The sequence below is a fragment of the Pseudomonas sp. SWRI77 genome (genome assembly GCF_014269105.1).
GTDB lineage: Bacteria > Pseudomonadota > Gammaproteobacteria > Pseudomonadales > Pseudomonadaceae > Aquipseudomonas > Aquipseudomonas capeferrum.
The window spans coordinates 19,290-40,344 of sequence record NZ_JABWRV010000022.1 but is presented as its reverse complement, the minus strand read 5'-3'; the positions used below and the strand labels follow the sequence as shown (position 1 = coordinate 40,344).

19 protein-coding genes are annotated in these 21,055 nt (G+C 63.0%); 10 read left to right on the top strand and 9 right to left on the bottom strand.

Annotated elements, in window-relative coordinates:
- Positions 1 to 96 precede the first annotated feature (96 nt).
- From catA to HU766_RS19800, 3 genes are read right to left on the bottom strand one after another with little or no spacing between them, the layout of a single operon-like run.
- Positions 97 to 1,032 carry a catechol 1,2-dioxygenase gene (catA, locus tag HU766_RS19810; RefSeq protein WP_033698744.1) on the bottom strand — a complete coding sequence of 312 codons (936 nt, stop codon included), beginning with the start codon at positions 1,030 to 1,032 and terminating at the stop codon, positions 97 to 99.
- Positions 1,033 to 1,075: 43 nt separating this feature from the next.
- Positions 1,076 to 1,366 (bottom strand): muconolactone Delta-isomerase, encoded by a 291-nt coding sequence (catC, locus tag HU766_RS19805; protein WP_033698745.1) that lies wholly within the window; start codon positions 1,364 to 1,366, stop codon positions 1,076 to 1,078.
- A gap of 31 nt (positions 1,367 to 1,397) precedes the next feature.
- A complete protein-coding gene (locus HU766_RS19800; RefSeq protein ID WP_186659952.1) occupies positions 1,398 to 2,519 on the bottom strand; it encodes a muconate cycloisomerase family protein in 1,122 nt (373 codons plus the stop codon).
- 134 nt (positions 2,520 to 2,653) lie between these two features.
- On the opposite strand from HU766_RS19800, the gene HU766_RS19795 reads away from it, so the two are divergent.
- From HU766_RS19795 to HU766_RS19785, 3 genes are all read left to right on the top strand, one after another.
- Positions 2,654 to 3,526, top strand: coding sequence for a LysR family transcriptional regulator (locus HU766_RS19795; protein WP_186659950.1), 873 nt, complete (start codon positions 2,654 to 2,656; stop codon positions 3,524 to 3,526).
- A 144-nt stretch (positions 3,527 to 3,670) separates the two neighbouring features.
- Entirely contained in the window at positions 3,671 to 4,438 is a 768-nt protein-coding gene (locus HU766_RS19790; RefSeq protein WP_186659949.1) for an SDR family NAD(P)-dependent oxidoreductase, read from the top strand.
- A 28-nt stretch (positions 4,439 to 4,466) separates the two neighbouring features.
- Positions 4,467 to 5,738: a D-arabinono-1,4-lactone oxidase gene (locus HU766_RS19785; protein WP_186659947.1), complete on the top strand. Its 1,272-nt coding sequence runs from the start codon at positions 4,467 to 4,469 to the stop codon at positions 5,736 to 5,738.
- Between the two features lie 59 nt (positions 5,739 to 5,797).
- Here the strand turns inward: HU766_RS19785 and HU766_RS19780 are convergent, their stop codons facing one another.
- Positions 5,798 to 6,598 carry a helix-turn-helix transcriptional regulator gene (locus tag HU766_RS19780; protein WP_095063582.1) on the bottom strand — a complete coding sequence of 267 codons (801 nt, stop codon included), beginning with the start codon at positions 6,596 to 6,598 and terminating at the stop codon, positions 5,798 to 5,800.
- Between the two features lie 116 nt (positions 6,599 to 6,714).
- A complete protein-coding gene (gene eutH, locus HU766_RS19775) occupies positions 6,715 to 7,947 on the bottom strand; it encodes an ethanolamine utilization protein EutH (protein WP_186659945.1) in 1,233 nt (410 codons plus the stop codon).
- A gap of 184 nt (positions 7,948 to 8,131) precedes the next feature.
- On the opposite strand from eutH, the gene HU766_RS19770 reads away from it, so the two are divergent.
- Positions 8,132 to 9,463: a D-serine ammonia-lyase gene (locus HU766_RS19770; RefSeq protein WP_186659943.1), complete on the top strand. Its 1,332-nt coding sequence runs from the start codon at positions 8,132 to 8,134 to the stop codon at positions 9,461 to 9,463.
- Here HU766_RS19770 and HU766_RS19765 read toward each other — a convergent pair.
- Complete coding sequence (locus tag HU766_RS19765; protein WP_186659941.1) at positions 9,460 to 10,857, bottom strand: amino acid permease; 1,398 nt, start codon at positions 10,855 to 10,857, stop codon at positions 9,460 to 9,462. The genes HU766_RS19770 and HU766_RS19765 overlap by 4 nt on opposite strands.
- Before the next feature lie 82 nt (positions 10,858 to 10,939).
- Complete coding sequence (locus tag HU766_RS19760) at positions 10,940 to 11,971, bottom strand: histone deacetylase family protein (protein WP_033698756.1); 1,032 nt, start codon at positions 11,969 to 11,971, stop codon at positions 10,940 to 10,942.
- 123 nt (positions 11,972 to 12,094) lie between these two features.
- Here HU766_RS19760 and HU766_RS19755 point away from each other — a divergent pair, with 123 nt between their 5' ends.
- Complete coding sequence (locus tag HU766_RS19755; RefSeq protein ID WP_033698757.1) at positions 12,095 to 12,577, top strand: Lrp/AsnC family transcriptional regulator; 483 nt, start codon at positions 12,095 to 12,097, stop codon at positions 12,575 to 12,577.
- A gap of 121 nt (positions 12,578 to 12,698) precedes the next feature.
- On the opposite strand, the gene HU766_RS19750 is transcribed toward HU766_RS19755, so the two are convergent.
- The gene (locus HU766_RS19750) at positions 12,699 to 13,610 is read right to left on the bottom strand and encodes a LysR substrate-binding domain-containing protein (RefSeq protein ID WP_186659939.1); all 912 of its coding nucleotides are present in this window, start codon (positions 13,608 to 13,610) and stop codon (positions 12,699 to 12,701) included.
- Between the two features lie 99 nt (positions 13,611 to 13,709).
- Here HU766_RS19750 and HU766_RS19745 point away from each other — a divergent pair, with 99 nt between their 5' ends.
- From HU766_RS19745 to HU766_RS19725, 5 genes are all read left to right on the top strand, one after another.
- A complete protein-coding gene (locus HU766_RS19745; protein WP_186659937.1) occupies positions 13,710 to 14,801 on the top strand; it encodes a tartrate dehydrogenase in 1,092 nt (363 codons plus the stop codon).
- Positions 14,802 to 14,994: 193 nt separating this feature from the next.
- The gene (locus HU766_RS19740) at positions 14,995 to 16,593 is read left to right on the top strand and encodes a BCCT family transporter (RefSeq protein WP_050506109.1); all 1,599 of its coding nucleotides are present in this window, start codon (positions 14,995 to 14,997) and stop codon (positions 16,591 to 16,593) included.
- 127 nt (positions 16,594 to 16,720) lie between these two features.
- Entirely contained in the window at positions 16,721 to 17,842 is a 1,122-nt protein-coding gene (locus HU766_RS19735; RefSeq protein ID WP_186659935.1) for a ring-hydroxylating oxygenase subunit alpha, read from the top strand.
- 76 nt (positions 17,843 to 17,918) lie between these two features.
- On the top strand, positions 17,919 to 18,890 hold the full coding sequence (locus HU766_RS19730) for a PDR/VanB family oxidoreductase (RefSeq protein ID WP_186659926.1): 972 nt from the start codon (positions 17,919 to 17,921) through the stop codon (positions 18,888 to 18,890).
- Between the two features lie 106 nt (positions 18,891 to 18,996).
- Positions 18,997 to 20,076, top strand: coding sequence for a helix-turn-helix transcriptional regulator (locus HU766_RS19725; protein WP_186659924.1), 1,080 nt, complete (start codon positions 18,997 to 18,999; stop codon positions 20,074 to 20,076).
- A 105-nt stretch (positions 20,077 to 20,181) separates the two neighbouring features.
- On the opposite strand, the gene HU766_RS19720 is transcribed toward HU766_RS19725, so the two are convergent.
- Positions 20,182 to 21,015, bottom strand: a complete 834-nt coding sequence (locus HU766_RS19720) for a helix-turn-helix transcriptional regulator (protein ID WP_186659922.1) — start codon at positions 21,013 to 21,015, stop codon at positions 20,182 to 20,184.
- Positions 21,016 to 21,055: the final 40 nt, after the last annotated feature.

The following is a 21,055-nucleotide window of genomic DNA, read 5'->3' as shown; positions in this document are numbered from 1 at the left end:
CCCGGACCCTCCCCGCACGGAAAGGCCCAGGCACAAACGATAAATCCTGTAGAAACGCGCTTGCGGTCATCTCACAAGCGCACGCAACCCCTGATCTCAGCCGTCTTGCAAGGCACGCGGCCGATGGCTGCGGATTTCCGCCTCAGGCGCCTTGGCAGGCTGCAACTGGAAGTCGAACGCCAGCTCGGCAAAGCGGTCCCCTTGCACGCCTCGGTCACGCGCCGTCGCTGCATCCTCGACAAAGCGCAGGTCACCGATCAGCCCGTCGCGGGTGGCATAGGCAAAGTCATCCCACAGGTACTGATCACCCGCAAAGTTGATCTGCGTGGTCAGGTGGCGATGCCCCGGTGCCGAGATGAAGAAATGCACGTGCGCCGGGCGCTGGCCATGGCGGCCGAGCAGGTTCAGGCATTCCTGGGTCGGCCCTTGTGGGTCGCAGCCATAGCCGGACGGCACGATCGAGCGGGCGCGGTAGCGGCCTTCAGCATCGGTGATGATGCGCCGGCGCAGGTTGTACTCGGACTGGCTCGAATCGAAGTACGAGTAGGTGCCCTGGGTATTGGCGTGCCACAGGTCGACGGTAGCGCCCGCCAACGGCTTGCCCTCGGTGTCGAATACCTGGCCCTGCAGGAACATCACCACGCCCGGGTCGGTGCCGTCGTCCATGCGCGCTTCGCCTTGGCTGACAGGCGCACCGGCAACATACAGCGGGCCTTCGATGGTACGCGGGGTGCCGCCGGTGAGGCCGGCTTCGGCATCCTTGGCATCCTGCAGCAGGTCGATGAAGTGCTCGATACCCAGGCCCGCCGCCAACAGCCCTGCCTCATTGCGACCGCCCAGGCGGTTGAGGTAGTCCACGGCATGCCAGAACTCATCCTCGCTCACTTCCAGGTCTTCGATCAGGCGGGCAGTGTCCTGCAGCACGCGCAGGATGATCTGCTTGAAGCGCGGGTTACCCTCGGCGTGCCCAAGGCCTGCGGCCCTCTCGAAGAACGACTGGATCTCGGCAGTGTGGGAAATCTTCACGGTCATTTTGCTTACCTCGTATTGTTCTTGTCAGGTAGTCAGCGACGACTCAACGGTCGTCGCTGTGGATCGACGAAGGGTGCCGGCACAAGCCGTCCACTTCAATCTCCATGTAGGGGAACAGCGGCAGTTGCATCAGGGTATCGTGCAGGGCCTCGACGCTGGGGACGTCGAACACGCTGTAGTTGGCGTAGTGCCCGGCGATGCGCCACAGGTGGCGCCAGGTGCCATCGCGTTGCAGGCGCTGGGCCAGTTCCTTTTCGTCGGCCTTGAGCTGGGCGGCCTTGGCCGGGTCCATGTCGACCGGCAGTTTCACGGTCATCTTCACGTGGAACAGCATGCGGGTTCTCCTTAGGCGTTCAGTTTCAAGATCAGCGGCGGGCGAAGCGCGCCAGGCGCTGCTCGTCCAGGGTCAGGCCAAGGCCCGGTGTGTGTGGAATGTGCAGCTGGAAGTCGTGGTAGTGCGGTGGCTCGTTGACGATTTCTTCGGTCAGCAGCAGCGGCCCGAACAGCTCGGTGCCCCAGGTCAATTGGCGCAAGGTGAGGAACGCGTGGGCCGAAGCCAGGGTGCCGATCGAGCCTTCGAGCATGGTCCCGCCGTACAGGGCGATACCGGCTGCTTCGGCGATCTGCGCAGTGCGCAGCACCGCACGGGGGCCGCCGTTCTTGGCAATTTTCAGGGCGAAGATGCTGGCCGCGCCGTCGGCGGCCAGGCTGAAGGCGTCCTCGACGCTTTCGATCGATTCGTCAGCCATGATTGGCGCCGGGCTGCGCTGATTCAGGCGCACCTGGCCGCCACGGTTGATCCGCGAGATCGGCTGTTCGATCAGGTCGATGCCGTTGTCGCCCAGCACCTGGCAGGCGCGCAGGGCCTGGGACTCGTCCCAGTACTGATTGACGTCGACCCGCACGCTGGCGCTGTCGCCCAGCTCGCGCTTGATCGCCACCACGTGCTTGAGGTCCTGGTCCACCGGGTTGGCGCCGATCTTCAGCTTGAACACGCGGTGGCGGCGGATTTCCAGCATGTGCTGGGCTTCGGCGATATCGCGGGCGGTGTCGCCACTGGCCAAGGTCCAGGCCACTTCCAGGCTGTCACGCACGCGGCCGCCCAGCAGTTCGCTGACCGGCAGGCCCAGGCGCTTGCCCTGGGCATCGAGCAAGGCACTTTCGATACCCGACTTGGCAAAGGTGTTGCCCTTGGCCAGCTTGTCCAGCTTGAGCATGGCGGCATTGATGTTGTCTGCCGGCAGGCCGATCAGGGCCGGCGCCAGGTGCGCGTCGATGTTGGCCTTGATACCCTCGGGGCTCTCGTAGCCATAGGCCAGGCCACCGATGGTGGTGGCCTCGCCGATACCTTCGACGCCGTCGCTGCAGCGCAGGCGCAAGACCACCAGGGTCTGCTGCTGCATGGTGTGCATTGCCAGCTTGTGTGGGCGGATGGTCGGCAGGTCGACGATAATGGCGTCTACACGTTCGATCAGGGCGTTGGTCATGGTCGGCAGGTCCCGTCTGGTCGGGCCGCACACTGCGGGCCCGACACTGCATTTACTTGATTAATCAAGCATTGCGCGACAACCTGCCGGCCGTCCAATATCAAATGAATCTCCCACCATACCCTGGAGGTCTGATGGAGCTGCGCCACCTTCGCTATTTCAAGGTGCTGGCCGAAACACTGAACTTCACCCGCGCCGCCGAGCTGCTGCATATCGCCCAGCCGCCGCTGAGCCGACAGATCAGCCAGCTCGAAGACCAGCTCGGCACGTTGCTGGTGGTGCGTGAGCGCCCGCTGCGCCTGACCGAGGCTGGGCGGTTTTTCTACGAGCAGACCTGCACCGTGCTGCAGCAGTTGGAGAACATCAGCGACAACACCCGCCGCATCGGCCAGGGGCAACGCCAGTGGCTGGGCATCGGCTTTGCCCCCTCGACCTTGTACACCGTGCTGCCAGAGCTGATCCGCGAGTTGCGCCAGGACAGCGAGCTGGAGCTGGGCTTGAGCGAGATGACCACGCTGCAGCAGGTCGAGGCGCTGAAGAGTGGCCGCATCGATATCGGCTTCGGCCGTATTCGTATCGATGACCCGGCCATCCTCCAGCAGGTGCTGTGCGAAGACCCACTGGTCGCGGTGTTGCCCAAGGGTCACCCGCTGACGGGCAACCCACTGACCCTCGCCCAACTGGCCAAGGAGCCCTTCATCCTCTACCCGGCCAACCCCCGGCCCAGCTACGCCGACCATGTGCTGGCACTGTTCGCCCATCACGGCATGACCCTGAAGATCAGCCAATGGGCCAACGAACTGCAGACCGCCATCGGCCTGGTCGCGGTCGGGCTCGGCGTTACCCTGGTGCCGGCTTCTGTGCAACAGCAGCACCGCACCGACATCGCGTATGTCGGCTTGCTCGACAGCAGTGCCGTCAGCCCGATCATTCTCAGCCGTCGCAAGGGCGATGTGAGCCCGATCGTGCAGCGCTGCCTGGCGTTGATTGCCCAACAGACCCCCTGACCTGCCCCGTATACCCTTCGGTATATGGATGTTCCCGTTGAAGTGTTTCATGCTCCGACACGCGATCGCACAGTGCCGAGGCATCACAAACACTCAATAGAAAACCATTGCTGCGCCGGCTTCCGGCGCAGCGCGGAGTCGAACATGACGGGACGTCTCAATGGCAAGGTCGCGCTGATTACAGGCGGCGCGGGAGGGTGCGGGTTGGCCGCATCGCAACTGTTCGCGGCAGAGGGGGCGCGGGTCGGTATCGTCGACTTGCCGGGCAGCAAAGGCGCCGAGGTGGCTCGGCAATTGCGCGATGCCGGCCATCACGTGCTGTTCGCACCCGCCGATGTGTCCGACGCGCAGCAGGTCAAAGCCGCAGTCGCGGCCGTGGAACAAGCGTTCGGGCCAATCACCGTGTTGCTCAACCACGCCGGCATCCTGGCCGCCGTGCCCTTCCTGGAAACCAGCGAAGAAGAGTGGGACCGGATCATGGCCGTGAACGTGAAAAGCATGTTCCTGGTCACCAAGGCGGTATTGCCGGGCATGCTCTCGGCAGGCGGTGGCAGCATCGTCTGCACGTCGTCGATTTCGGCGGTGGTGGGCACGCCCATGGAGGTGCTGTATTGCACCAGCAAAGGCGCCACGCACATGTTCGCCAGGGCCATCGCCGTGGAGTTCCGCGACCGCGGTATCCGTGCCAACGCGATCTGCCCAGGCTTCATCGCCACCGACCACGGCCTGCGCGAAATCGCCATGCTGCGCAAGCACGGGGTAGATGTCAGCGAACACGCGATCGCCGCCGCCCAGGGGCGCTTGTGCCAACCCTCGGAGGTGGCCACCGCGGCCTTGTTCCTGGCCAGCGACGATGCCAGTTTCGTCAACGGCACCCACCTGTTTGCCGACAACGGCTACACCGCCATCTGATCACAATAATAATGGGCAGGAGAGCAACGTGAGCACCTCATCGAACAACATGCACATCAACGAGTTCGGGCTCGACCAGGCGCACTGGCGCAACTGGGCGGGCAACCAGTCGTGTATCCGCGCGGCACGTGGCGCCCCCTCCAACGAAGACGAGCTGTGCACCCTGGTCAGCCAGGCGAGCGCCAATGGCATGAACGTGCGCGTGGCGGGTTCCGGGCATTCGTTTACCCCGGTGGCGCTGACCAACGGCCTGCACCTGTCGCTGGGCAACATGAGCGGTGTGCGCCACATCGACCTTGAGCAAAAACGCGTCACCGCAGCCGCCGGCACCACCATCAACGCCTTCGGCAAGGCGCTGCGGGCGGCCGGCCTGTCGATGGTCAACCAGGGCGACATCGACAGCCAGTCGATCGCCGGCGCCCTGACCACGGGCACCCACGGCACCGGCCTGACCTTGGGCAACCTGGCTTCTTCGATCGTTGGCCTGAAGCTGGTTCAACCCAACGGCGAGATCATCGTGGTGGATGAAAGTACGCCCGACTTGCTGCAGGCGAGCCGAGTATCGCTGGGCGTGCTGGGGATCGTGTCAGAGCTGACCTTGCAGGTGACCGACAGCTTTAACCTGCACGAACGCATCTGGCGTGAAGACTTCGAAAGCGTGATGGACAAGCACGATGAACTGGCGCGCACGCACCGCCATTTCAGCTTCTTCTGGTGCCCCTACGAGCAGAGCCGGCACTGCTACTGCCTGCCGGACACGGCGGCAACCTCCACCAGTGGGCGCACCTCCGATGTGTGCGAGGTGAAAGTCATGGACATCACCGACCGCCCGGCCTGGGAAAGCGAATTCGAGAAAGTCGCCTACAGCTCGGACGTGTACCCGATCGAGTACCTGCCCAACTTCCATGAACTGGAATATGCCGTGCCCCTCCGGCACAGCAAGGAAGCCTTGCGGGCGGTGCGCAAGCTGATGCTCGAGGACTTCCCCGAGGCGATCTACCCCATCGAGTACCGCTTCACCGCCGGCGACGGCGCCTGGATGAGCCCGTTCTTCGAGCAGGACAGCGTGACCATTTCGGTGTCTGGCCAGCCGGGCACCGACTATTGGGACTACCTGCGTGCGGTCGACCAGATCCTGCGCGCATACGGCGCTCGGCCGCACTGGGGCAAGCTGCACTTCCTGACCGGTGACGACGTCAGTGCCCTCTACCCCCGTGCCCAGGATTTTCGCAACCTGCGCCGCCAGCTCGACCCCCAGGGTATCTACCTGAGCGAGCACCTCAGCCCGCTGTTCAAGTAAGCCGCAACGCTTGGCACAACGCCCGAGGCAGCCCCTCGGGCGTTGTGCGTTTCAGGCGTTCAGGCCTTGGCCAGGTAATCGATGAACAGGCGAAACAGTTCGGCGTTGGTGGAGATCTCCAGCCGCTGGTAGATATTGTGCTTGTGCACTTTCACCGTGCCATCCGAGATGTTCAGTTGCCTGGCAATCGACGCATTGCTGTGCCCCTGCAACAGCAACTTGGCGATGTAGCGCTGGGTCTCGGTCAACTGCCCCTGCAAAATCTCGACAAAGGCATCTTCCAGCACCCCGCCCTCGGCAGGCGCATCGCGCAGGTAATCGGCGTAGCGCAGCCGACAATGCTGGCCCAGCACCGAGGCCAGCACGGGCGCCATGGCAGCCAGCACCTGCATGTCGTCTTCGCTGAAGCTGCCACTGCTGAGGTTGCGCATCAGCGAGTAGACGACGGCCACCTGAGGCCGCAGCGCAATGATGAACCCCACCTCCTCCACCGAGGTGCCGTAGTCGGACGACACGCACGGGTGGATGTCCTTGGAGATGGAAAAGCCTGAAGCATAGAAACTGTCGGGCGCCAGCTCGCTCATGCGCCAGAGCCCGCCCGGGTGCTCGTTGACACAGGCGACATAGAACGGGTCGAGCAGGTAGCCGCCCCGCACGTAGGCGTTCAGCGTGCGCTCGGACACCGAATCGTTGTAGCCGTTATGCACCAGCAGCGCATGCTGGTTGAACTTGAACAGATAACCACAGCTCATCTCGAATGCCAGTTTTGCCCGTAAGAGCGCATCGATGGCCGGCCCCAAAGCGTCCGTGCCGATCGCATCGATCACCGCCGCCAGCCTGTTCGCTTCTTCCAATGTCATCACTCACCCTGCTGTCGTGCACACAAGCCCCTGGGCAACTTACCGCCCTGCACCGCAAAAAGCACAAAATCCGGGGCGCCCAGGGCGCTCCGGATCATGTCGGCGACGTTTTTCGGTCAGGACGGTTCGGCGGCTACCTTGTAGGCACTGGCGGCATCGTCCTCGCGCCCCATCTCCACAGCCTTGGGTACGGCCAGCCAACTGGCGAGCAGCATGGCGAACAGGCCACCGCTGAGCTTGCCGATGATCAGCGGCAGAATCAGCGAGGGCTGGAAGTTGGCGGAGAAGGCCATGTGGTCGCCGAAGGTGAAGGCGGCGCACACCGAGAAGGCGATCACCAGCACCTTGTCCTTGGGCGGCATCTCGCTCACCAGCCTGAACATGGCCAGAATGTTGGCCGAGGCGGCCAGCACTCCGGCGGCGCCGACCCCGGACATGCCGAACCGCGAGGCGACCCGCTCGATGGGCCGTGCCAGAAAGCGCTTGAGCAGGTGCACCATGGGGAACGCCCCACACAGCATCAGGCCAACGTAGCCGGCAATTTCCAGCGCGCGGAACTGGTCGTCAGCATCAGCGATGATCGGGGCGAAGCCCCAGCTACCGAACACAGCGCTGAAAAAGCCGGTGAAGTACTGGACGATGGAGGCCACCAGCACCAGCACCACACCGATATACATGAACTGACCGAGCTTGAGGAACACGTACACCATCAGCGTCGGGAAGTAGCGCAGCGCGGCGGCCAGCACGATACAGAACAGAATCAACGGCATCAGGTTGCGCACCAGCATCGGCCAGGTGAAATGCAGCGCCTGGGTGGCCGCGCCGGTGGTGGCGATGTCCGGCCGCACCTCCAGGCCGAGCAGTTGCATGGTCATGGCGATTACCATGATGCTGACGGGAATGGTCAACAAGCCGGCCATGATCCCCAAGGCCATGTACTTGTGGTCGACCTTGCGCAGCATGGCCAGCCCCACCGGGATCACGAAGATGATCGTCGAACCGGACTGGAAGCCGGTGATCAGGCCGAGGATCCAGCCTTCCGGGCTTTGCGCCAGGGCCTTGGCCAACTGGTAGCCGCCCATGTCAGAGGCGATGAAGATCGGCCCGGCAATCCCTGGGTCGGCGCCCAACGCCAGGAACAGCGGCGCGATGAGCTGGCTGATGCCTGCGGATATGTACGGGATTGCCGCCATGATGCCGGCCACGGGGATGAAGATCGGGCCAATGCTGTGCAGGCCGGCGATGAATTCCTGGCCCAGTTCACCCTCCGGGTTGTAGATGGATGCCACGGCGCCCAGTACCGCGCACACCATGATGACGTAGATGACATAGGTGCCGATGTTTTCCATTTGCCGCCTCATTCTTGTAAGCGTTATAGGGTTGGCAGGACTGAAAGACACGGGGGCGTAATTGTTTTTATCGCGCATGCAAGGTGCGCCCCGTCGACGGTTAAGCTATTCGGCAGGCAGCGGGCTGTCCATATACCGGGAGGTATATGCAGTTCCCCGACAGCAACAGCACAGGAGCAATGGAATGATTCACGGCAAAACGCTAGACGCCTGGTACGCCTCCCACCCCTTGGTCGAGGACCTGGTGGCACTGCGCGAAACCTGCTGGTTCAACCCTGGCATCGCGCCAACCGCTGAGGTCTTGGAAGACGTCGGCCTGACTGCCGCCGACGTGCACGCAGCCAGTGCCCGGCTGCTGCGCTTCGCTCCGTACCTGGCCACGGTGTTCCCAGACACCGCCGCCTCTGGCGGCATCATCGAATCACCGATTCGCCCGCTGCCAACCCTGCAGCACGCCTTGCAGCAAGCAGCCGGCCTTGCGCCCAGCGGCTCACTCTGGCTCAAGGCCGACAGCGAGCTACCCATCTCTGGCTCGATCAAGGCCCGCGGCGGCATCCACGAAGTGCTCAAGCATGCTGAAGACCTGGCGCTGGCGGCCGGCCTGATCACCCTGGACAGCGATTACCGGGTACTGGCCAGCGACCCAGCCCGGCAGTTCTTCAGCCAGTACAAAGTGGCCGTCGGCTCCACCGGCAACCTGGGCCTGTCGATCGGCATCATGAGTGCCCGGCTGGGCTTCCAGGCCACGGTGCACATGTCTTCCGATGCGCGGCAGTGGAAAAAGGACAAGCTGCGCGCCAACGGCGTGAACGTGGTCGAGTACCCGTCCGACTACAGTGTTGCGGTGGAGCAAGGCCGCCAGCAGGCCGCGGCAGACCCTGCGTGCTACTTCGTCGATGACGAAAACTCGCCGCACCTGTTCCTCGGTTATGCCGTGGCAGCCGAACGCTTGCTGGGCCAATTCAACGCCGCCGGTATCAAGGTCGACGCCGAGCACCCGCTGTTCGTCTACCTGCCCTGCGGCGTGGGCGGCGGGCCTGGCGGAGTGGCGTTTGGCTTGAAGCTGGTGTTTGGCGACCATGTGCACTGCCTCTTTGCCGAGCCGATCCATTCGCCCTGCATGTTCCTTGGCGTTTACACTGGCCTGCATGACCAGACCAGCGTGCAGGACTTCGGCATCGACAACGTCACCGCCGCCGACGGCCTGGCGGTGGGCCGCCCTTCCGGTTTCGTCGGCAAGGCCATGCAACGCTTGCTGGATGGCTACTACACGGTAACGGACGAGCGTCTGTACCAACTGTTGGTACTGGCCCATGACCTGGAGCAGGTACGGCTGGAGCCCTCGGCGCTGGCCGGCATGCCCGGCATGTTGCAGGTGCTGCAAGCGCCGCAGTACCTGGCGCGCAGGGGGCTGACGGCGCAACGCATGGCCAACGCTACGCACCTGGTGTGGGGCACCGGTGGCAGCATGGTGCCGGATGAGGAGTATGCCGCCTACTTGGCCAAGGGGCGCTAAGCCGTGCGCCGGCGATAGGCCAGCAGCAGGAAGACGAACCACAACGGCATCACGCACAGCGCCATCCGCGTATCCGGCTCCAGGGCCAGCAACACCAGCACGAAGCAGAGGAAAACCAGCGACGTGACGGCCATGGGCACGCCACCCGGCAGCTTGAACGTCGACGCCTGGTGCGCGGCCGGGTTGCGCTTGCGGTAGGCGAGGTACGCGGCAAGAATCATCGACCAGGTGAAGATCACCAGGATCGCCGAGATGGTCGAGATCAGCGTGAACACCGTCATCACCTCGGGGATGATGAACAGCAAGGCCAACCCGGTCAGCATGCACACCCCGGAGAACAGCAAGCTGTACACCGGCACGCTGAGTGCCGAAAGCCTGGCGAAGATGGCCGGTGCGTTACGCCGCTCGGCGAGGCCGAAGAGCATCCGGCACCCGGAATAGACGCCACTGTTGGCTGAGGACGCCGCCGAGGTCAGCACCACGAAATTGAGCATGCCGGCGGCAGCCGGGAAGCCGGCCAGCAGGAACAGCTCGACGAAGGGGCTGCGGTTGGCCGGTACTTCTGCCCACGAAACCACGCTGATGATGCACACCAGTGCCAGGATGTAGAACAGCAGGATGCGCAGGGGAATGGTGTTGATGGCCTTGGGCAGCGAGCGGTGCGGGTTCTTTGCCTCGGCCGCAGTGGTACCGATCAGCTCGGTGCCGGCGAAGGAAAACACGGCAATCTGGAACCCTGCAAAAAAGCCGCTGATGCCATGGGGCAGCACCGCGCCTGGGGCCACCACATTGGCAAGCGAGGCGACCACCCCATTGGGTGATACATAGGCGGTGGCGATCATCACGGCTGCAGTGATGATCAGCAGGACGATGGCGACGATCTTGATGATCCCGAACCCGAACTCCACTTCGCCGAAGATTCGCACCGCCAGCATGTTCAGGCCCAGCAGCACGAACAGGGTGAGGAACGCCGGTATCCAGGCGGGCACGTCCGCATACCAGTACTGGAAGAACCCGGCCACGACCACCACGTCACCGACCACCGCCACACTCCAGCTCAACCAGTACGACCAGCTCAGCACGAAGCCTGCACGCGGCCCCAGGTAATGGGCGACGATGTCGGCGAAGGATTTGAAACGCAGGTCGGATAACAGCAGTTCGCCCATCGCCCGCATGACGAAGAACACGAAGAACCCCAGGATCGCGTAGACCAGCAGGATGGAGGTGCCGGACAACGCGATGACCTTGCCCGACCCCATGAACAAGCCGGTGCCGATGGCGCCACCGATGGATATCAACTGGATGTGGCGGTTTTCCAGCGTGCGTTTCAGGTGCCCGTCACGGGGCGAATCTGCAGGTTTGCTTTGCTCAAGGCTTGCGGACATGTCTTGCATGAGCGACCTCTTTTTATTGTTGGAATGGGTGCCTGGGGCAAGGCCCGCACAGGCCTTGCCCCGGTGCTATTTGCACGTGCTATCAACAGGCGCTTTCGAAACCTTGCAGGGTGTTGACGGCATTGATGCCGATTTCGTCGACCATGTAGCCGCCCTCCATCACGAACAGCGTCGGGATACCCGCACGGGCGATCTCGGCGCCCAGGCGCAGGAAGTCTTCGCTGGTGAGCTTGAAGTGGCTGATCGGGTCGTCCTCGAAGGTATCGACGCCAAGGGATACGACGAGAAAGTCGGGCTGGTGCGCGACAACGCGCTTGAGCGCCTCCTGCAAGGCCTGCCGATACTGCGCCCAGGCGGTGCCCTTGTTCAGCGGGTAGTTGGCAGTGAAGCCCTCGCCCGCCCCCGAGCCCTGTTCGTGGGCATAGCCGGAGAAGTACGGGTAGCAGAAGTGCGGGTCACCGTGGATCGACGCGAAGAACACATCGGGGCGGTCGTAGAAAATGTTCTGCGTGCCGTTGCCGTGGTGAAAGTCCACGTCCAGCACGGCCACCCGCTGCGCGCCCTGGCTCAGGCAGCGTTCGGCGGCGATGGCGGCATTGTTGAGGTAGCAGTAGCCGCCCATGTACTCACGGGCCGCATGGTGCCCGGGTGGGCGACACAAGGCGAAGGCGCTGTGCGCGCCATCGATGACCCGTTGCATGCCGGTCAGGGCCACGTTGGCGCTGCTGCGCACGGCCTCCCAGGTGCCGCCGGTAATCGGCGCGCCGGCGTCCATGGCGTAGAAGCCCAGCTTGCCGTCGATGAAGCCCGGTTCTCGGTCGATGGCCAGGTCGCGCACTGGCCATACCAGCGGTAGCGCATCATGGGTCTTGCCGGTGGCCGTCCATTCTGCCCAGGCATTTTCCAGAAAGCTCACGTAGCGCTCGCTGTGCGCCGCGACGTAGCAGGCACGGTCGAAGGCCTGCTCGGCGATGACATCGCCCAGGCCCGTGGCCTGGACACGAGCCAGCACCGTGTCGGCACGCTGGGGGTTTTCGAATGAGGGTGTGATCGCCCCGTCCTTGAGCTCGGAGCCATGGTGCAAGCGATGATTGTGGCTAAAGACTGTCAGCACGCGAATGTCCTTTTTCAAGGTGTTATCGGATAACCAATTTTCGCGAGAGAGCAGTGAAAATGCTTTGCTTTATGCTCAGGCAAACCGGATGCTTGAGCAAAATATTCAGCCGGTAGCCACAAGATGAGCAAAGCTTTCGCTTACGAAGAACTGGACGAGGTAGACCGCGAGCTGCTGCGCTTGCTGCAGGAGGACGGCACCTTGTCCAGCGCCGCCCTGGGCGAGCGCTTGTCGATGACCGTCACGCCCTGCTGGCGCCGGCGCAAGCGCCTGGAGGAGTTGGGGCTGATCAAGGACTACCAGGCCAACCTGGACCGCAAGAAACTGGGGTATGACGTCATGGCGTTTGCCCAGGTGCGCTTTGGCAACCATTCGGCCGAAGCGCCTGATGACTTCGAGCAGGTGATCTTGAAGCTGCCGCAGGTGTTGTCGTGCCACAAGGTGACGGGTGAGGCTGACTATGTGCTGACGGTGCTGGCGACCGACCTGGAGAGCTATGGGCGCTTTGTCGAGGAAGTGTTGCGCCGGCAACCGGGCATTGCTTCGATTCAGTCGAGCTTGGCCTTGCGGGAAATCAAGGCGGTTAGCCGGGTGCCTGTCAGGTAAGGGCGATGGGGGGGCGGGTGCATGCCTTGGTTCTTACAGCGCCTGGGAGATCGAGCGCCGCCCGCGCGGCGCTCGATCTCCCAGGCGCTGCAAGAACCAAGGCATGCCCCACCCCCACCCCCTACTCCGGCAAGCTATACCGCTCGGCAAAATACCGCCGGAAGAACTCAACCGCCACCCGCACCTTGGCCGAGCTTGCCAGTGGCGAGGTGTACACGGCCCAGATATCCGCCGGCTGGTGATAGTCCGCCAACACCTGCACCAGCCGCCCGTCCAGCAAGCTGTCGTGCACATCCCACCAGGACCGCAGCAAGATCCCGCGCCCATCCAGGCACCACTGGTGGGCCACCTCGCCGTGGTTGCTCGACAAGCCCCCGGTCACCCGCACGCTCTCTTCGCCATCAGGGCCCTCCAGCTGCCAGATACCAAACGGGTGGTCACGTTCCTTGATCACCAGGCAGTCATGGCTGCCCAGGTCGGCCAGCACTTTCGGCGTGCCGTGGCGCGCCAGGTAGCCAGGCGCGGCACAGAGTACCCGGCGGTTCCTGGCCAGGCGCTTGGCGATCAGGTTGGGCGCAATGGTATTGCCCACGCGGATGTCCAGGTCGACCCCCTCTTCGATCAAGTCCACCAGACGGTCATGCACATCCAGGCGAATATCCAGACGTGGGTAGCGCTCGGCCAGCTCCGACAAGGCCGGCGCCACAAACCGCCGACCCAGGCCCAAACTGCTGGCAATGCGCAGTTGCCCCGCCGGTTCGCGGTGCTGGGCGCTGATGTCATCCCCCATGCGCTGCACCGCGTCGAAAATCTGCAGCGCCCACTGGTACACCCGCTCGCCCTCCTCGCTGACCGTCACCCGCCGGGTGGTGCGGTGCAACAAGCGCACCTCGAGGTTTTGCTCAAGCAGGCGAATGCGTTTGCTGATGTACGCCGCCGACATGCCCAACTCGTCAGCCACCGCAGCAAAGCTGGCACGTTTGGCCACCAGGAGGAAGATGTTGAGGTCGTCGAGGCTAGGCAGATTATTCACACTTCGTGTTCCAAGAATCCATGAATGGCTAGATTATCTCCGATTCAAGGCCTTATAGCATGGCCCGCACCTGTTCCCTAGACAACGAGTGCGCCCCCCATGAGCAAGACATTCAGAATTGCAGCAATCCCTGGCGATGGCATCGGCATCGAAGTACTGCCAGAAGGCATCCGCGTGGTCGAGGCTGCCGCCCGCAAGCATGGCCTGGACATCAGTTTCGAATTCTTCGAGTGGGCCAGCTGCGATTACTACCTGGCCCACGGCAAGATGATGCCGGACGACTGGTTCGAGCAGCTGAAGGGCTTCGACGCCCTCTACTTCGGCGCGGTCGGCTGGCCAGACAAGGTACCGGACCACATTTCCCTGTGGGGTTCGCTGCTCAAGTTCCGCCGTGACTTCGACCAGTACGTGAACATTCGCCCGGTGCGCCTGTTCCCGGGCGTACCCTGCCCGCTGGCAGGCCGCGAGCCCGGTGACATCGACTTCGTGGTGATCCGCGAGAACACCGAGGGCGAATACTCGTCCCTGGGCGGGCGCATGTTCGAAGGCACCGAGAACGAGTTCGTGCTGCAGGAATCGGTGTTCACCCGCCGCGGTGTCGACCGCATTCTCAAGTACGCATTCGATGTCGCGCAAACCCGCGAGCGCAAGCACGTTACCTCGGCGACCAAGTCCAACGGCATGGCCGTGAGCATGCCGTACTGGGACGAGCGCACGGCGGCCATGGCTGCCAATTATCCGGAAATCAGCTGGGACAAGCAGCACATTGATATCCTCTGCGCCCGCTTCGTCCTGCAACCGGACCGCTTCGACGTGGTGGTGGCCTCGAACCTGTTCGGCGACATCCTGTCCGACCTCGGCCCGGCCTGCGCCGGCACCATCGGCATCGCCCCGTCGGCCAACCTCAACCCCGAGCGCAAGTTCCCGTCCCTGTTCGAACCGGTACACGGCTCGGCACCGGACATCTTCGGCAAGAACATTGCCAATCCGATCGCGATGATCTGGTCCGGTGCGCTGATGCTCGAGTTCCTCGGCAACGACGGCGCCGACCCGCGCTACCGTGCGGCCCACGATGACATCCTCACGGCCATCGAACAGGTCATTGCCGCCGGTGACACCACCCGCGACATGGGCGGGCAGAAGTCCACCCAGGACGTCGGCCGGGCCATCACGGCCTTGATCGAAGCCTGACCCGGCCGGGCCGATTAGCACACGTGTCTGACAATCGGCCCTCCCCCTCTTGCGAGCGGCGCGGATTAAATGCAAAATCTGTTAACCATTAGATGTACGTTAACCTTTAGTTAACAGCCAAGGAAGGAGTGGTACTGCAACACCCCGGATGCCTGCCGGGTATAACAAGTACGCCAACGTCCAGGAGACGATGATGTCGCACAAGAATAAAAAGATTGATGTGTTCCTGATTACCATGAGCCTGATCGCCGTGCTGCTCACGGTGCTGGGCCTTGCAATGTTCCCCGCCGAAGCCGAACACGCGGCCAACCAGCTGTTCGAACTGTCCACCCGTACCTTTGGCACCAGTGTCCAGGTGCTGGTGTTCGGTAGCACCCTGGCCGTGCTGTACCTGGCCTTCAGCAAGTACGGCAATATCCGCCTGGGCAGTGGCAAACCCGAGTACGCCACCGCGACCTGGGTGTTCATGTTCATCTGCGCCGGCATGGGTTCCTCGACCCTGTACTGGGGCGTGATGGAATGGGCCTACTACTACCAGACTCCCGGCCTCAACATCGCCGCAGCCACCCCCAAGGCGCTCGAGTACAGCATTGGCTATTCGTTCTTCCACTGGGGCGTCAGCGCCTGGTCGATCTATGCCCTGGCCTCGCTGGCCATGGCTTATCACTTCCACGTGCGCAAGAAGAGCGGCCTGAACCTGGCCTCGATCATCGAAGCGGTGACCGGTTTCAAGGCCACCGGCCCCGTTGGCCGCAGCGTCGACCTGATCTTCCTGCTGACCATGATGGGCGCCCTGACGGTATCGCTGGCACTTACCGCCTCGACCTTGACCCGCGGCCTGCATGACCTCACCGGCACCCCCGACACCTTCACCGTGCAATTGCTGGTGATCGGTGCCGTCGCGGTGATGTTCTCGCTCAGCTCCTACATCGGTATCGATGGCGGCCTGCAGCGCCTGAGCAAGATGGTGTGCATCGGCGCGCTGGTATTTGCCGCCGTCATCCTGCTGGTTGGCCCGACGCAGTTCACCATCAACAATACGGCCAACTCGATTGGCCTGATGATCCAGAACTACGTGCACATGAGCCTGTTCACCGACCCGGCCGGCGACGGTGCCTTCACCCGCAACTGGACGGTGTTCTACTGGCTCTGGTGGGTGTCGTACGCACCGGGCGTGGCGATGTTCGTGACCCGCGTGTCGCGCGGCCGGCAGATCAAGGAAGTGGTCATGGCCCTGCTGATGGGCGGCAGCTTCGGTTGCTGGTTCTTCTTCGGCGCGCTGGAAAGCTACAGCATGCACCAGTTCATCACCGGTGCCATCGACGTGCCGAAAATGCTCAGTGAACAAGGCGGCGAATCGGCCGTGACGCACCTGTTGCTGGCCTTGCCATGGGGCCAGGTGTTCCTGGGTGTGTACCTGTTCATCATGGCGATCTTCTGCGCCTCGCACATGGACGCCGCCGCGTATGCGGTAGCGGCCACCAGCACCCGCAACCTGCGCGAAGGCGATGACCCGACACCGACCCATCGCCTGTTCTGGTGCGTGGTGCTGACCCTGGTGCCACTGGCCATGCTGTTCGCCAAGGCATCGCTGTCGACCATGAAAACCGCGGTGGTACTGACGGCGATCCCGTTCATGGTGATTCTGCTGGTGAAGATATACGGCTTCTTCAAGTGGATGTTCGAAGACTACGGCCAGGTCTCGGCCTACCGCATCGAGGAAGAGGCAGCGCGCCTGGCCGGTGAAACACCTGCCGAGCATGCCCCGCGCAGTGCCGCCGCCGTGCATTGAAACAAGTGAACTGAACTGGCCTGTGTGGGGCGGCCTCGCCCCACGACGGCAAATTTTTTTGCCCGGCTTGTTAACCAATAGATACGTGTTAACCAATAACTATAAACCGAGCTTGTGAGATCCCGTCATGAATGACTTCAAACGCCTGCCCGCCGATTTCTGTGCGAACGCCGAAGAGGCGTTCACTATCCCTGCCAGCTTCTACACCCAGGCCTCGGTTTTCGAGCACGAGAAGGAAGCCATCTTCGCGCGCAGCTGGATCTGTGTCGGCCACCGCAGCGAAGTGGCGCAGAACAATGCCTACATCACCCGCGAAGTGATTGGCGAGAGCATCATCGTGGTGCGCGGTCGTGACAGCGTGCTGCGCGCGTTCTACAACGTCTGCCCGCACCGCGGCCACCAGCTGCTCAGCGGCAGCGGCAAGGCCAAGAACGTCATCACCTGCCCGTACCACGCCTGGACCTTCAAGCTCGACGGCGAGCTCGCCCACGCCCGTAACTGCGACAACGTGGTGAACTTCGACAAAGAGAACTCCACCCTGGTGCAGCTGCGCGTCGAAGAATACGCAGGCTTCATCTTCATCAACATGGACATGGACGCAGGCTCGGTCGAAGACCAGCTGCCGGGCCTGCAAGCGCGCATGCGTGAAGCCTGTGGCGTGATCGACGACCTGCACCTGGCCGCACGTTTCGTCAGCGACACCCCGGCCAACTGGAAGTCGATCGTCGACAACTACCTTGAGTGCTACCACTGCGCCCCTGCCCACCCCGGCTTCTCCGATTCGGTAGACGTCGGCCAGTACAGCCACAGCATGCATGGCAACTGGACCCTGCAGTACGGCCTGGCAAAACCGTCGGAGCAGTCGTTCACCTTCGATGAAAGCGTGAAAGACCCGTCCTTCGCCGGCTTCTGGGCCTGGCCGTGCACCATGTTCAACGTGCCGCCAGGGGCCAACTTCATGACCGTGATCTACGAGTTCCCGGTGGATGCGGAAACGACCCTGCAGCACTACGACATCTACTTCCTCAACACGGACATCACCGAGGAACAGCAGAAGCTGATCGACTGGTACCGCGAAGTGTTCCGCCCAGAAGACCTGCGCCTGGTCGAAAGCGTGCAGAAGGGCCTGAAATCCCGCGGCTACCGTGGCCAGGGCCGGATCATGGCCGACCGCGAGCGCAGCGGCATGAGCGAGCACGGCATTGCCCACTTCCACAACCTGATCGCCGTGGCCCACCTCGACGATTGATCGCTACCGCTTGAGTCATTTGCACGTACTGGTGCGCGGCACGGCCTGCCGCGCACCCTGGCAGTCGAGGTGAACCATGGCCAACAAATATGAAATGTTCAGCGTGTGCGTGACCGAAGTGGAACAGGCCACGCCGCTGATCAAGCGCTTTACCCTGGCCCGCGAAGATGGCGCGGCGATGCCGGCCTTCACCGGTGGCAGCCATGTCATCGTGCAGATGCAGGGTGCCGACGGCAGCCAGTTCAGCAACGCCTACTCGTTGATGAGCGACCCGCGCGATACCCGCAGCTACCAGATTGGCGTGCGCCTGGAAGAACAATCCAAGGGCGGCTCGGCGTTCATGCACCAGCAGGTGCAGGTCGGCACCCGCCTGACCATCTCCTCGCCCAACAACCTGTTCGCCCTGGACCCAGCGGCCGGCCGCCATGTGCTGATTGCCGGCGGCATCGGCATTACCCCCTTCCTGGCACAACTGCACGAGCTCGAAGGCGGCGCCGCCGACTACGAACTGCACTACGCCTTCCGCGCCCCGGAACATGGCGCGTTCCAGGCCCAGCTGGCCAACGGCCCGCATGCCGACAACACCCACTTCTACATCGATAGTCTCGATCGCAAGCTTGACCTGGCGGCCTTGTGCGCGGGCCTGGATGCGTCCGCGCACCTGTACGTGTGCGGCCCCAAACCACTGATCGATGCAGTCATCGCCTGCGCCGCCAAGGCCGGCATTGCCGAGCAACGCGTGCATTGGGAGCAGTTTGCCGCAGCCCCGGTGACCGGTTCGGCATTCACCGTGGTGCTGGCGCAGTCGGGCATCGAGTTGCAGGTGGAAGAAGGCATGACCATTCTTCAGGCCATCGAGAAGTCCAAGGCCGCCAAGGTCGAATGCCTGTGCCGCGAAGGCGTCTGCGGCACCTGCGAAACCGCCATCCTGGAAGGCGAAGCCGAGCACTTCGACCAGTACCTGAGCGATGACGAAAAGGCCGCCCAACAGAGCATCATGCTGTGTGTGTCGCGGGCACGCTCGGCACGCCTGGTGCTGGACCTGTAACGCGCGATCGGGGCCGCAGGGCGGCCCCACGGGTTTCACCGTCAACCAAAAGTTGACAGCTTGAGTATACTGGCAGGCTCTTGGCCCCGATCAGGACACCCTGCCGATGTTGGAAAACAGCTTTGCCTTTCGCCTCAAGGAACTGCTCGAGCATCACAAGCTGACCCTGCAAGCCGTGGGCACGGCCCTGGGTATTTCCCGCACAGCGGTGCACAAATGGACCCGCGGCGGGGAGATCGACTACGACAACCTGCGTAAATTGGCCGACTTTCTCAAGGTCAACTGGATCTGGCTGCGCTATGGCGACGAAGCCTTGCAGAACATCCAGCAGCCACAGGTGGTCGAGTTGCCGATGACCGACCTGCGCAGGCGCTACACCGCCGAAATCATGGAAAGCGAAACGCGCATGAAACTGGCCCAGGAAGGTGCGCGTATCGTGACCTGGGAATGGAACCTGATCAGCGACGAGGTCACCTATTCGCCAAACGTCGAACAGGTGTATGGCTGGCCAGTGCACCGCAACGAAGACTTCTGGCGCCATCTGCCAGATGAAGACGTGGCGCACATGCAGGCGATGTACGCCCAGGCCGTCGCCGAGGGCAGTGGCTGCGAGTGTGATTTCCGTATCACCCGGCCTGAGGGTGAAGTGCGCTGGATTTCCTCCCGCGCCACGGTGGTACGCGACAGCGCCGGGCGCTCGGTGAAGATGGTCGGCATCAGCATGGACAACACCGAGCGCCAGGTTGCCCAGCAGGCGTTGCGCAACAGCGAAGAACGCTTTCGCGCGATCTTCGAGCTGGCCTGGGGCGCCCTCGCCTACATCGACCCGGACGGCACCTGGCAGCGGGTCAACAACAGCCTCTGCGAGATGCTCGGCTACCGCGCCGAAGAGCTGTACGCCATGACCTTCCAGCACATCACCCATGCCGACGACCTGGCGCTGAACCTGCAATTGCTGGCGCGCATGCTGGCGGGTGAAACCGAGCGCTACGAGGTGGAAAAACGCGTGCGCCACAAGAGCGGCGAATACATCTGGGTGCGCGCCCGCACCTCGCTGCAGCGCCGCGACAACGGTGAGCCGGAGCACCTTATCAGCGTGTTTGAAGACATCACCGCCGAGCGGCAGGAGCATGAGCGGTTGCAGGCGCACATTGCGGCGCTGGAGGCGAAGCTGATGGGTTTGTGAGGGCTGCCAGGTGTTTGACGTGAGGTTTGTGGCGCCTATGACATCGAGCGCCGCGCGGGCGGCGCTCGATCTCATAGGCGCCACAAACCTCACGTAATACACTTATCAGCTCGCAACCGCCCCCTGCCGTAACCAGTCGATAAAGCGCGCAAACAACTCCGACTGTGAATTGATCTCAAGCTTCAGATACAGGTTCTTGCGGTGCATCCGCACCGTCTCCGGTGAGATCCCCAGCTGCACCGCCGTGGACTTCACCGAATGCCCCCGCAAGATCATGTGCGCCACCTCTCGCTCCCGATCGGTAAGCACCTGGCAACCAAAACTCTCGAACGCCGCCTGAACGCTGCCGCGTTCGGCCGAAGCCGTGGCGGCTTCAAGGTTGTAACGGGCATAACGCCCCAGCACTTCGCGCACCATCGGCTCGACCGCCCGCAGCAAGTCGATCTGCCCGCTGCTCAAGCGCGTGCCACTGCACCCCTGGAACAGGCTGAAGGACAACTTGCGCCCCTGGCTGAGGTCGACGATGTAGTAGCTGTCTTCGCTGCAGCCGGTGCCCAGGTAATAGGCCTTGTAGTAGTCGCTGTCGAAGAAGTGGTCCGGGGCGATTTCTTCGAGGTGATAGAACCCCTCGGCCAGGCCTCTCTGCACGGCCAGGCAAAAGGGGTCGAGCAGATAGCCGGCGGCGAAATAGCGCTCCAGCACCGCAGCACGGTGCACTTCGGGGATGCCCTGCTGATACAGCAGCCGCGGTGCCTGCCCCTGGCATTCGAGGCTGATCATCATCGACTCCACCTGCACCAGTTCGCCAATCGCGGCAGCGACGTAGTGCAGGGCTTCGGCCGTTTCGCTGTGGCTCAGGGCACGCTGCAGCGCCGCATGCCACTGCTGCAGTGCCCCCAGCGAAAGGGTGAGCGGTGTGTCGGGAGAGGCTTGGGTCATGCCCGGCAGTCTAGCCTGCCAGGTACGCCCACGCACAGCC